The 12,124-nt window shown below is 67.1% G+C and carries 13 protein-coding genes; 6 read left to right on the forward strand and 7 right to left on the reverse strand.

Annotated elements, in window-relative coordinates; translation table 11 throughout:
* Positions 1-212: 212 nt before the first annotated feature.
* From AC6JAC_RS00465 to AC6JAC_RS00480, 4 genes are all read right to left on the reverse strand, one after another.
* A complete protein-coding gene (locus AC6JAC_RS00465; RefSeq protein WP_497963031.1) occupies positions 213-746 on the reverse strand; it encodes a DinB family protein in 534 nt (177 codons plus the stop codon).
* Positions 743-1,249, reverse strand: coding sequence for a universal stress protein (locus tag AC6JAC_RS00470; RefSeq protein WP_028271401.1), 507 nt, complete (start codon positions 1,247-1,249; stop codon positions 743-745). Before AC6JAC_RS00470 ends, AC6JAC_RS00465 begins: the two co-directional genes overlap by 4 nt.
* A 96-nt stretch (positions 1,250-1,345) precedes the next feature.
* The gene (locus AC6JAC_RS00475; RefSeq protein ID WP_051628915.1) at positions 1,346-1,705 is read right to left on the reverse strand and encodes a CU044_2847 family protein; all 360 of its coding nucleotides are present in this window, start codon (positions 1,703-1,705) and stop codon (positions 1,346-1,348) included.
* Positions 1,702-4,032, reverse strand: coding sequence for a CHAT domain-containing protein (locus AC6JAC_RS00480; RefSeq protein ID WP_497963033.1), 2,331 nt, complete (start codon positions 4,030-4,032; stop codon positions 1,702-1,704). Before AC6JAC_RS00480 ends, AC6JAC_RS00475 begins: the two co-directional genes overlap by 4 nt.
* A gap of 232 nt (positions 4,033-4,264) precedes the next feature.
* Between AC6JAC_RS00480 and AC6JAC_RS00485 the strand changes: the two genes are divergently transcribed.
* Genes AC6JAC_RS00485 through AC6JAC_RS00495 form a run of 3 tightly spaced genes read left to right on the forward strand, consistent with a single transcriptional unit; the run spans position 4,265 to position 5,955 of the window.
* Positions 4,265-4,465, forward strand: coding sequence for a hypothetical protein (locus AC6JAC_RS00485; protein WP_028271403.1), 201 nt, complete (start codon positions 4,265-4,267; stop codon positions 4,463-4,465).
* A 59-nt stretch (positions 4,466-4,524) separates the two neighbouring features.
* Positions 4,525-5,658 carry a WD40/YVTN/BNR-like repeat-containing protein gene (locus AC6JAC_RS00490; protein WP_028271404.1) on the forward strand — a complete coding sequence of 378 codons (1,134 nt, stop codon included), beginning with the start codon at positions 4,525-4,527 and terminating at the stop codon, positions 5,656-5,658.
* Positions 5,659-5,667: 9 nt separating this feature from the next.
* Positions 5,668-5,955 (forward strand): MoaD/ThiS family protein, encoded by a 288-nt coding sequence (locus tag AC6JAC_RS00495; RefSeq protein WP_028271405.1) that lies wholly within the window; start codon positions 5,668-5,670, stop codon positions 5,953-5,955.
* Between the two features lie 5 nt (positions 5,956-5,960).
* On the opposite strand, the gene AC6JAC_RS00500 is transcribed toward AC6JAC_RS00495, so the two are convergent.
* The 3 genes from AC6JAC_RS00500 to AC6JAC_RS00510 form a co-directional block, all read right to left on the reverse strand.
* Entirely contained in the window at positions 5,961-6,197 is a 237-nt protein-coding gene (locus AC6JAC_RS00500) for a hypothetical protein (RefSeq protein ID WP_028271406.1), read from the reverse strand.
* A 212-nt stretch (positions 6,198-6,409) separates the two neighbouring features.
* Positions 6,410-8,101 (reverse strand): alpha-amylase family protein, encoded by a 1,692-nt coding sequence (locus AC6JAC_RS00505; RefSeq protein ID WP_028271407.1) that lies wholly within the window; start codon positions 8,099-8,101, stop codon positions 6,410-6,412.
* Positions 8,098-9,084 (reverse strand): TIGR03885 family FMN-dependent LLM class oxidoreductase, encoded by a 987-nt coding sequence (locus AC6JAC_RS00510; RefSeq protein ID WP_028271408.1) that lies wholly within the window; start codon positions 9,082-9,084, stop codon positions 8,098-8,100. Before AC6JAC_RS00510 ends, AC6JAC_RS00505 begins: the two co-directional genes overlap by 4 nt.
* A 137-nt stretch (positions 9,085-9,221) precedes the next feature.
* Between AC6JAC_RS00510 and AC6JAC_RS00515 the strand changes: the two genes are divergently transcribed.
* Genes AC6JAC_RS00515 through AC6JAC_RS00525 form a run of 3 tightly spaced genes read left to right on the forward strand, consistent with a single transcriptional unit; the run spans position 9,222 to position 12,060 of the window.
* A complete protein-coding gene (locus AC6JAC_RS00515) occupies positions 9,222-10,394 on the forward strand; it encodes a Re/Si-specific NAD(P)(+) transhydrogenase subunit alpha (protein ID WP_051628916.1) in 1,173 nt (390 codons plus the stop codon).
* Complete coding sequence (locus AC6JAC_RS00520; RefSeq protein ID WP_028271409.1) at positions 10,394-10,690, forward strand: NAD(P) transhydrogenase subunit alpha part 2; 297 nt, start codon at positions 10,394-10,396, stop codon at positions 10,688-10,690. The genes AC6JAC_RS00515 and AC6JAC_RS00520 overlap by 1 nt, the downstream gene beginning before the upstream one ends.
* A complete protein-coding gene (locus tag AC6JAC_RS00525; RefSeq protein ID WP_028271410.1) occupies positions 10,687-12,060 on the forward strand; it encodes an NAD(P)(+) transhydrogenase (Re/Si-specific) subunit beta in 1,374 nt (457 codons plus the stop codon). The genes AC6JAC_RS00520 and AC6JAC_RS00525 overlap by 4 nt, the downstream gene beginning before the upstream one ends.
* Positions 12,061-12,124: the final 64 nt, after the last annotated feature.

Raw genomic sequence — 12,124 nt, forward strand, 5'->3', positions numbered from 1 at the left:
ATTAAAAAGCTCCGGAGTGCGTTATTGGGGGATACGCACTCCGGAGCAGCTTATGGGGCAGGTTCAACTTCTTCCTGCGAGTACCAGCTTACTTGGCGGTAGCGGTGAGCGCCACCACCTTGAATAACTACTTTCACTTTACTTTCACAGGGTCTTTCGGCCCTCTTTTCACAGTGTTAATTCATAGCGTCGTTAATGCACAGCGCCGTTGGTTACAACGCCCCGCGGGTGCCCATACTGAGCTGGGTGGCATGGAAGTCGAAATGCTCGATGGGGTAGGCGTAGACATCTGCCAGCGACATCCACGGCGTGAAGAACGGATCCCAGCGATCAGGAAAGGACATGCCCCGGGCCATCGCGGTGGCCGACTCGCGGCCCATCCGACGCTCCAGGGAGCGCGTCACCCGCCGGAGTTTCGCCGCCATCCGCTTTCGGTTGAACACGCGGGCCGCAGCCTTGGAGCCCAGGTAATTGACGACGTCGAACGGTGCGGTTCCGGCGTTAAGCAGCCGCGCAAACGCGCGGCTGAACGGAGCCGGCAGGACTCCGAACAAGCGGACCATGGGAAGCAGGGCCTGCACCACCATGTAGCCGAAAACCATATGGAACAGGAGTTCCTCGTTGGTCCAGCGGGTGCCCGAGCTGCGGCGGCGCAGATCGGAATCGGATGCATCCGCCAGCCATCGCTCAAGTTCCGTGAGGTTGCGCTCGTAACCGTGCTGGACAGTCCCGGGAGCCGCGCTCACCCGGACGTATCCCGGTGGGCGCCCATGTGGGCCGGTACCACCAGGACGGGCCGGTCCTGGTGATGGGTCAGCCATGCGGCCACAGAACCGTTGAGGGCTGCCGAGAGCCGGTGCCCCAGCCCGCGCTCCGGCGTCCCCACGATGATCATGGAAGCATTTGCCTCCGCTGCCACGCGGCCCAGGGCGCGGGCAGGGTCTCCAGCCAGTATCCGCAGCGTCCACTCCACCGACTTCGCATCGCAGGCAGCGCCCACGAGGCCGCGGAGCTCTTGGCTCACGGCGCGGACATCGGCGTCGTCCTTGTCCGGGTGCAGGGACAGCCGGTGCGCCGACCGGGCCGGATCCCACTCGACGAGGTAGCTCGCCTCGTCCACGTAGGCGCACAGCAGGGGGGCGCCCAACTTTTGTGCGAGGCCGGTGGCCGACTGCAGCACTTCGGCGTGCTGGCCCGGCAGTACGCCGACCACCAGGGGAGGCGGTCCGCTGAAGCGCTCTGGAGACATACTCCATTGTGACCCTGGGGGCATCCCTTGAACAGCATCCCCGGCCGCCGGGTCACCGGACGGTTCCCGGTCCGGGCCGCCTCAGTCCGGGCGGTCTTAGTCCGGTTCGTCCTCGTCCGCAGCCTCCCGCGCCGGCTTAGGGCGGCGCCAGGTGAGCGTTACCGTGAAGTTTGAGCTGGTGCTGGCCGCGGCAATGAAAGCGCCGGCCTCGGCATGCAGGTCCAGGCCGAACTTGACCGAGACCTCGTCCGGTTTGTCGGGAAGGCTTGTGAGCTCATCAATGACGCCTTGGACCGCTGGCCGGATGTTGCTGAGGGCGCGCTCAAAGGTCTGCTGTGCCCGGGCGAAAACGCTGCTCTGTCCGCCGCCGCGCGTCACCAGCCCGCCGGTGTTGTCTGAAACTTCCAGGAGCACGGTTCCGCCGTCGTTCGTCGGAAATTCCACCAGGCGCGTCATCTCTCGTCCTTCCAATTCTGTCTGAGGGCCAGTCCCAGGAAAATCACACCGCCGGCGGCGACTGTTGCGCTCTGCACCATTAGCACCAGCGCCCTGGCCGACAGGTCATCGCCCGGGAGCCACATCAGCGGCAGCGTGGCAAGGCAGACCAGGAGAAGCCAGCCGGCCAGGGCCGGTGTGTTGGCAGCGCGGATGGCCAGAATGCCTGCCCATGCGCCGAAAAGTGCTTGGAACAACGTGGCGGCCGTTGCAGCCCATAGAAGGTCCGATTCCACGCCCACCACGCCAAGCAGCGCACCGGCTCCGGCCGCTACCGCCAGCGTCACGCGCCCCCTTTCGGTCCGATCAGGCAGGCCGGCGAGCAGGAGCAGGAGGTAACCCGCTGGCGCCAGTATTGCGTAGACGAAACGCACGCTGACTTCCCCGCCGGAATACCACCAGTCCATGTCGACCCATTTGAGGTAGGCGAAGAAGACTGCCAGGAGTGCCCCGGCCAGGGCCAGGACAATCCCGCCGGCCGCAAGGAACCTGGAATCCAAGGCCGCCGGCGCGGGCCTCGACTGTGGTGCCGGTGCAGGGCCGGCTGCGCTGCCCGGGGCCGGTGCAGCCTGGCGGGCGGTCCGCTGGGCTGTTTTCTCCGCGGCCCGTAAAGCGTCGTTTTCGCGGCGCAGTTCGTTGCGCGCCTTCGTCGCCAGTCCGGCCGGATCTGACGCGGCGGGATCCAGGGCATACAGTTCCGCCGCCACGTCCACAACGGCCTGCCAGTTTCGGCTGCCTGCGTGATACTCCATCTCACCCTGCAGGTCGGCTGTCCGCAGCCGTTTGGCGCATTCCCGGGCCCGGGCGGCGGCGTCGGGGAAGTCGGGATCCTCCTGCACTGCGGCGTAACCGTCGGCAGCGGCCGTCCAATCTCCGGCGTCTTCGGCTTCCCTGGCGTGGCGGTACGCCTCGGAATGTTCCAGGTGCTGCGCAGCGGAAGCGCGGAGCAGGGCCGCGTCGCGGTAACTGCCGTCAAGCGTCAGCAGGTCATCGAACAACTCGATGGCCACCGGATAATGCTTGGTCCTGAGTTCCGCGCAGGCCTGCACGTACAGCGCGCGGAGCTCCGCCTGCCGGATCCGGGCACTGGACGGCTCCGCTGATCCGGCCGTGCTGTTTGCGGAGGTGCCCGTGGCCGGCTCCTTCGCTGCTGCCTTTTCCCCCACGGCGGGGCGGGGCGGTGCCTTTAAGTTGAACGGGGCGGTGTCGCCGCCCCTGACGTACAGCGCCGGCGTCACCCATTCCAGGGTTCCGTCAGGGCTTCCCATGACCGAGATCCGCCCGACGCGGGCGGCCTCGTCCACGCCGCGTCCGTTGGCGATCGCGGCATAGAAGCCCTGGGCAAAGGCGATCGCGGCGCCGTCGCTGATGGCGAACTGCATCGCTGCCACCGCACTGATTCCGCTGCGGACCAGGGTGGAAGCTGTGCCGGAGAAGAGATCCTCCCGGCCGGTTTCGCCGGAGGAGCAGGAATTCAGGACCACCAGGCGAGGGCGGGGTACGGCAACACTCAGCAGGGCCATCAGGCGGATGGCCCGCACCATCGAGGCCCGGCCGTCGGCCCCCACCAGGGCAACCCGGCCTTCATCGTTCCTGGCGTCGTAGTCACCGTGGCCGATGAAATGGACTGCGTGCCAGGGTCCGTCCAGCAGCATCGACTGGATCTCGTCCCACGCACCGCCCGGCGCCCACACGAGTTCAATCCTGCCTTCGGAAACCGGGCCCGCCAAGGCCGCCGCAAGATGGTCGCGTTCCGCTTCGACGTCCAGCGGCGGAAGGTCGCGCGGGGAGGCTATGAGGCCAAGGATCCTCAGCGGAGGGACGATTTCCAGCGGGTTCAGGTGATAGTCCGGTGCGGGAATATGGCGGAGCAGCGGCTCCGTCTGGCATAGGTAGCTTTCGGTTTCCGGATCAAACAACATTTCCCACGGCATCGCCGCCAGTTCAGGAGCAGCGAGCCGCAACACCACCCTCAGCTGCTGGCCGCTGTGCTGGGCGGCGCCCAGGCTGGCCCGGTAAGTTCCATAGACCTCACGGGTAAACAGGGCCTGGAAGAGTTCCTGCCCCACTCCCCGCACTGGCAGCTCTGCCACCGGCGTGGTGCGCCGGGCAGCCACGGCGGAAGCCAGGACGGTGGACTCCAATTCGGTGCGGCGTGCCAGGATCCGGTCCACGTCCAGCCTGAACACCCCCGACGCGTTTCCCCCGGCCGGCGCCTGAACCACGCGCACTGTGTACTCGCCCCGCTCGGAGCCTGATGCAAGTTCGAGTTCTATGTCACCGTCCATGGCAACCTTCTCAGCGCAGTGCGGCATCCCCACAGCGGACGTTCGGTTCGGGTCGTTCGGTGCCGGTTGTTCCGGTGCCGGACAGCCCTACAAGACAAGATTGGCGCAGCGGGACTGCCGGCACAAGGGGTGCGCGGCTGCGTGTCCGGGGAGGCGGGCGCCACGGCCGTTGGGCCCTTGTACACCCCTTTGCCGCGGAATAACGTTGAGGCATAGGGAGAGGTGGTCCACGGTGGAAATCTACATGTGGTGGCTTGATCTGGACTTGGCCAGCAAGGAGTGGCTGCGCGAGAACCTGCGGATGGAGGAATTGCCGTTGCCTGTGCTGCAGGGGATTGCCGAGGCCGGCGGCCCGCACCCTGACACCGCAACCGGAGTCCTCACGAACGCGGATTGGGACTTCATCGAGACCCAGTCTGAATTCGTGGACTGACCGCCAGCACGCATAAACCCGCGTCAAAACCATTGCAGCCTCCGGGCGGGAGTGGTTGCATGGGGTGCATGGCCACCGAAGAGAGTTATGTCCTAGCGATCGGAACCAAAAAAGGGCTGTGGCTGGCGACCAGCCACGACCGGCAGGCATGGTCCATGTCCGGCCCGCATTTTCTGATGAGCGAAGTCCCCAGCATCGGCATCGACACCCGCAACGGGCGTACCCGGATCATGGTGGGCGTCCGCTCCGAGCACTGGGGACCCACCGTTGCGCATTCGGATGACCTCGGTGCCACCTGGACCGAGCCGGAGCAGGGTGCCATCAAGTTCCCGGAGGGCACTGACGCCGCGGTGGAACGCATCTGGCAGATCTACCCCGACGCCGAAGACCGCCCCGGCGTGGTCTGGGCCGGCGCCGAGCCCATTTCCGTGTGGAAATCGACCGACGGCGGCGAACACTTCGAACTCAACCGCGGGCTCTGGGACCATCCGCACCGCAGCGAATGGGGTGCCGGGTACGGCGGCGCGGCCGCACACTCGATCGTGGTTAATCCCTCCGGGGAGAACGTGCACGTCGCGATGAGCACGGGCGGCGTGTACCGGTCGCTCGACGGCGGAACCTCCTGGGAGCCCCGGAACAGGGGTATTTCGGCCTACTTCATGCCGGATCCCAACCCCGAGTTCGGCCAGTGCGTGCACAAGATCGCCGCGGATGCCGCCGTCGAGGGCCGCCTTTACGCGCAGAACCACCACGGCGTGTACCGCACCGATGACAACGGCGAGACCTGGGAGTCGATCGCGGAAGGCCTTCCGGCAGATTTTGGGTTTGTGATGCTGACGCATCCGCGGCGGGCAGGCACCGCGTGGGTGGTCCCGCTCAAAGCCGACGGCGAACGCATCCCGCCGGATGCCAAGCTGGCCGTGCACCGGACGGACGATGCCGGGAAGACGTGGAAGCGCCTTGATTCCGGGCTGCCGCAGGGCGAATACAACGCGGTGCTCCGTGACGCTGCCTCGGTGGATTCCGCGGAACCGGCCGGGGTGTACTTCGGAACGCGCGGTGGCTCGGTCTACGCCAGCCCGGACGAGGGCGAGCACTTCACCGAAGTGGCGTCACATCTGCCGGACGTCCTGTGTGTCCGCGCGGCCGTGGTGTCCGCGGCCCTGGTGCCTGGCGCCCCGGTACCCGCTTAAGGGTCCGTTGTGGCTGACATCAGCGTGGTGCTTCCCAGCATCCTCCAGCCGCTCGCCGGCGGGCAGTCCATCCTGACTACGCCCGCCGACGGGGCGGTGACTGTGGGGATCTTGCTGGACTCGCTGGCCGGTGATTATCCGGTCCTTGCGAGGCGGTTGAGAGATGAAACCGGTGCCCTGCGCCGTTACGTGAATATTTACGTGAACGGGGACGAGGTCCGGCGCTTGCGGGGATTGGAAACTGAAGTGGCTGCCGGCCAGGAAGTGGTGATCATCCAGTCCGTGGCGGGCGGCTGAAGGGCTCAGGCTACTCGCCAAACGCTGCATTCATCCGTATTGATTGCTTTGCGCATCCCGGTCTGACGGTCCATGATCCACACGACGCCGATGCCCGGCGCAGTTTCCTGCACGCGGCCCCGGCGGATCACCACGTCGTCATAGCTGGGGCCCACGGACAGGCGGGCTTCAATCTCGTCGCCGCGATGCAACTGGTCCAGGGCACGAACACGGGTTACATGGGTTTTGGCTTCCTTCAACATGGCGGGGCCTCCTGAGCTGGAGCTTGTGCTGTTGCCTGCAATTGCCGGCACATCCAGTGTCCTGCGCCATTGTTGCCGCCGCGTTTCATGCCGGTAATGGGCGCGTTAGTTTTCCGCGCCCACCCTGTTTCCGCCCGGAAAGCACCCACCGGCACCTATCCGGCGGCGCTAGATCCGCCGGTGCTATATCCGCCGGCACCTATCCGCCGGTGCTATATCCGCCGGTCGGCGGGGTGCTGGATCCTGAACCAGCGGTAGCCGTAGCGCTCCAGCTCCAGCTCGAAGCCGCCGTCGTCCGCCAGCGGAACGTTGTCGCCGTCGAGCAGGTCCAGCAGGGTGGCCCCCGCGAAGTTCTCCGCAGGATCTTCCGGGGACGAGACTTTTGCTGTGACGGACGCGGGCTGTGCGGCCATGTTGTGTGCCAGGACCAGTGTGGAACCGGCGCGGGTGCAGCTGTGCAGGAGCACGCCGGGATGGGGCTGCTTAATGAGTTCGAAGTCGCCCCAGGCCAGCTCCGGGCTTTCGCGGTAGCTTCGGATGAGCGCCGCGATGAAATTCCACAACGAGTCGGGGTCCCGCTTGGCGTGGGCAGCGTTGATGTTCTTCGGCCCGAAGTAGCCGTCAACCACCTGGGCCACCAGCTTGTCCGCCGGCGCCGTGGAGAATCCGCCGTTAGCCGTGTCATTCCATTGCATGGGGGAGCGCACAGCGGAGCGGCCCTTGGCACGCAGATCCTCACCCATCCCGATCTCCTCGCCGTAGAACAGGACCGGTGTTCCCGGGAGGGAAAACATCAGGGAATAGACCATGCGGATCCGGGCGGGATCGCCGTCGAGCATCGTCGGCAGGCGGCGCCGCAGCCCCCGGCCGTACATCTGCATGTCCGGGTCCGGCCCGAAGGCCGCGAAGACCTCGGCCCTTTCCTCGTCCGTGAGCTTGTCCAGCGTCAGCTCATCGTGGTTGCGGACGAACATGGCCCACTGGTTGTCAGGATGGATCGCCGGCCTGCCGGCGAGGCTCTTGGCCAGCGGGCGGGCGTCCTCCCTGGCCAGGGACAGGTACAGGTTTTGCATGCTCAGGAAGTCGAACTGCATGTTCAGCTCATTGCCGTCCGGGCCGCCGAAGTATTTCAGCTGGTCCTTATAGGGAAGGTTTACTTCGCCGAGGAGAACGGCACTCCCGTTCCGCCTGTTGACGAAGCTGCGAAGCGCCGCCAGGTAGTCGTGCGGATCGATCTTCGCCGCGTCCTCCTTGGACACGCCCTGCAGCTCCAGGAAGAACGGCACGGCATCCAGCCGGAAACCGTCCAGCCCCAGCTGCAGCCAGAAACCCATCGACTTGGCGATCTCGTCCCGGACCTTCGGGTTGGCGACGTTCAGGTCCGGCTGATGCTTGGCGAACATGTGCAGATACCACTCGCCGGTGGCCTTGTCCTGGGTCCAGATGGACGTTTCCTCGCCGGGAAACACCACCTGCTCCGATGTGTCCGGGGGAGTGTCCTTCCGCCACACGTAGTAGTCGCGGTAGGGGTTGTCCACGGACTTCCGGGATTCCCTGAACCAGGGGTGTTTGTCCGACGTGTGGTTGATGACAAAGTCCGCGATCACCCGCATTCCCCGGTCCTTGGCCGTCCGGACAAACTCCACCACATCGCCCATGGTGCCGAGGCGCGGGTCCACTCCGTACATGTCGGTGATGTCGTAACCGTCGTCCCGGTCCGGCGAGGGGTAGAACGGCATGAGCCAGATGCACGTGACCCCCAGGGCCGCCAGGTAGTCCACGCGCTGGATCAGGCCGCCGAAATCCCCGGTGCCGTCGCCGTCGTCGTCGAAAAAGGTTTCCGGGTCCAGGCAGTAGATCACGGCGTTCTTCCACCACAGATCGGACGTCTCCGCAATCCTCATGCCGTCACCTCCCGGATCGCACTGCCGGCCTGCAGCCGGGGCAGGACGTGTTCGCCGAACGCCTCGATGAAGGGTTTCTGCTCCTGGCCGACGAAGTGCAGGTAGAGCTCATCGAAGCCCAGGTCCGCATACTCCTGCAGCCATGTGGCGTGCTGGTCCAGGCTGGCGGAAATGTTGACCGCCTTCCGGACCTGGTCCTCGCCGACGTCGGTGCTGACGCCGTCAAAGTGGGCCGCGGTGGGCAGGTCCCAGGGTATGGGCGGGGCGAAAACGTTGGACCGCCACTGGTCCAGGGCAATCGAAACCGCATCCTCCTGCCGCGGCGCCCAGGACAGGTGGATCTGCAGCACGGCCTTCCCCCGGCCGCCGTTGTCCCGGTAGACGTCGAGCATCTCTTTCAGCTTCGCGTGCGGCTGGTTCACCGTGACCAGGCCGTCAGCCCAGGTGGCGGCGCGCCGGGCGGTCTGCACGCTGATCGCCGGCGCGATCAGCGGCGGCTTGGTCGCGGGGACGTCCCAGATGCGGGCCTGCTCCACCGTGACCAGGCCGTGGTGCGTCACCTCCTCGCCGTTGTGCAGGCGGCGGATGATGTCAACGCACTCCTCCAAGCGCTGCTGGCGTGTTTCCTTGGCCGGCCACGCATCGCCCGTAATGTGCTCGTTCATGTTCTCACCGCTTCCCGGTGCCATCCAGAACCGCCCGGGGAACATGTCCGCCAGGGTGGCCGAGGCGTGCGCGATGATGGCCGGGTGGTAGCGCTGGCCCGGTGCTGTGACCACGCCAAACCGGAGCGAGGTTGTGGCCAGTGCGGCGCCCAGCCAGGACCAGGCGAAGCCCGAATGGCCTTGCCGGGCGGACCAGGGCTCGATGTGGTCCGAGCACATTGCGGCACCGAAGCCCGCCCGCTCGGCAAGCTGGACGTCCTGGAGTAGCCGGCCCGGGCTGATCTGTTCATGCGACGCGTGAAAACCGATAGTTGCCATCGTTCATGTCTACCCGCGCGGCGGAGGTGTGTCGAGGAAAGCACCGGCGGAGCGGGCTCTTTCTGCATAGACTCTAGCCATACCGACCCGGGACAGCGGGACACCGGACAGCGACGACGCTGGAAAGGGAGTGGCGGGTGAAACTGGGCATTACGCGGGAGCGCCGCGAGGGCGAGCGACGGGTGGCCGCGACCCCGGAGACGGTCCAGCAATTGATTGGCCTCGGACTCGAGGTCCTGGTCGAATCCCGCGCGGGAACCGCGGCCGGCCACAGCGACGCGGAGTATGCCCGGGCCGGAGCGCGGATCGTCCCCGAACTGGATCCCGGATCCCTCGACATCCTCGCCCACGTGCGGCCGCTGGAAGCAACGACGGCGGCGGCATTGCGCCGCGGTGCCGTCACAGCCGGCCTGGCGTCGCCGTCGTCCGAATTACCCACGGTGCGGGCCCTGGCGGACGCCGGGGTGACATCCTTCGCGCTGGAACTGGTGCCGCGGATTTCCCGCGCCCAGTCGATGGATGCCCTGTCCTCCCAGGCCCTGGTGGCCGGCTACCGCTGCGTACTCGAGGCGGCCATCCGCCTGCCGCGCTTCTTCCCGCTCTTTATGACAGCCGCCGGAACCATCCCGCCGGCGCGCGTGCTGGTACTCGGCGTGGGTGTTGCGGGCCTGCAGGCCATCGGTACGGCAAAGCGGCTGGGCGCCCGGGTTTCGGCGAACGACATCCGGCCCGCGTCGGCGGACGAGGTCGCCTCGATGGGCGGCACCTTCATCAAACTTGATCTGGAAACAGCCGAAGCGTCCGGCGGCTACGCCCGCGAGCTCAGCGCGGACCGCGGTGCCCTGCAGCGCCAGCTTCTGGCACCGCATGTGGCCCAGGCGGACGTCCTGATTACGACGGCGGCCGTCCCCGGCCGGCGGGCACCGCTCCTGGTGAGCCGGGAGATGGTCCAGGGTATGCGGCCCGGCTCCGTGGTGGTGGACCTCGCCGCCGAATCCGGCGGCAACGTGGAAGGCTCGGTCCCCGGCCAGGAGATCCAGGTGGATACCGCCGACGGCCAGGGCACCGTGACCCTGGTGGGCCTCAAGGACGCCGCGTCGGCCATGCCGGCCGATGCCTCCCGGCTCTATGCCAAGAACGTGGCCAACCTCCTTGCCCTGGTGGTCCGCGACGGCGCGCTCACCCTGGACTTCGGCGACGAAGTCGTGGCCGGCACCTGCCTGACGCACGACGGCGAGGTCCGGCACGCGCCCACGGCGGAAGCCCTCGCTGCCGCGCACCAACAGCCCGACAACGAGGGGGTGGCCTGATGGACGGCATCAGCCTGCTCACGATCACCGTACTGGCGGTCTTCGTGGGCTTTGAGGTGGTCTCGAAAGTATCCAGCACGCTGCACACACCGCTGATGTCCGGCGCCAACGCGATCCACGGCATCATCCTGGTGGGCGCCATCATTGTGGCCGGTCAGGCGGCCGACCCGTGGGTACTGGCCGTGGCGCTGCTGGCCGTCGTCCTGGCCACCGCCAACCTGGTGGGCGGCTTCGTGGTGACGGACCGGATGCTGGAGATGTTCCGCGGCCGCAGGGACGGGAAGGGTCCGCGATGAGCATCCTGGACCCGGCCTGGACGGGACTCCTCTACCTGTTGGCGGCAGTGTTGTTCATCCTCGCCCTCATGGGCCTGAACTCACCGCGCACCGCGCGCCGCGGCAACCTCGTGGGTGCCGCGGGAGCCGTGCTGGGCGTGGCCACTGTGTTCCTCTCGGCGCGGCTGGACAACATTCCCTGGATCCTCGGCGCAATCGCCGTAGGCTCCGCGGTGGCCGCCCCCGTGGCCCGGCGCGTGAAGATGACCCAGATGCCCCAGCTCGTGGCCGCCTTCAACGGAGTGGGCGGCGGCGCCGCTGCCCTTGTGGCGCTCCTTGAACTGGCACACACGGAGGACGCCTGGGTCCGGCTGGCCATCTCCTTCACGTTGCTGGTGGGCGCGGTCTCCTTCGCCGGCTCCGCCGTTACCTTCGCCAAGCTGCAGGAGCTCATGACCACCAGGCCGGTGGTCTTCCCGGGCCTGCCTGTGATCATGGCGGCGGTGCTGCTGGCCGCGGCGGGTGCCGGGGCCGCCGTCGTCCTGACCGGTTCGCTGCCCCTGGCGCTGGCGCTGCTGGTGCTGGGACTCGCCGCGGGAATCTTCCTGGTGCTGCCCGTGGGCGGCGCGGACGTGCCGATCGTCATTTCGCTGCTGAACGCCTTCACCGGCCTGGCTGTCGCGGCCTCCGGCCTGGTGCTGGGCAATGTGCTGCTGCTCGTGGCAGGCACCCTGGTGGGCGCCTCCGGTACCATCCTGACCCGGGCCATGGCTGCCGCCATGGGCCGCAGCGTGGCGGGCATCCTCTTCGGGGCGTTCCGGGGAGGCTCGACGGCGGGATCCACCGCCGTCAGTGAGCGGCCGGTGCGCTCGTCCAGCGCGGAGGACGTCGCCGTGCTGCTGGGCTACGCGCAGCGCGTGATCATCGTTCCCGGCTACGGCCTGGCCGTAGCCCAGGGCCAGCACACCGCGGCGGAACTGGCCAAGGCCCTGCAGCTCCGCGGAATCCAGGTGGACTTTGCCATCCACCCCGTGGCCGGCCGCATGCCGGGGCACATGAACGTGCTCCTCGCGGAGGCCAACGTGCCGTATGAGGAACTGAAGGAAATGACCGAGATCAACTCGGAGTTCAAGACCGCCGACGTCGCCCTGGTGGTGGGCGCCAACGACGTGGTCAACCCGGCGGCGAAGACGTCCTCCGGCTCGCCCATCTACGGGATGCCAATCCTGGAAGTGGCCGACGCCCGGCAGGTGGTGTTCCTCAAACGTTCCATGCGGCCGGGCTTCGCCGGGATCGAGAACGAATTGCTCTACGAACCGCAGACCACCCTGCTGTTCGGCGACGCCAAGGATTCGCTGACCAAGGTACTTGGGGCGGTCAAGGCCCTGTAGCAGCCTGGCCGCACGACGGACACCGCCGAAGGGGTGGTGCGGCGCGTACCGGCGGGTAAGAATG

The sequence above is a fragment of the Arthrobacter sp. KUASC02 genome (genome assembly GCF_059739395.1).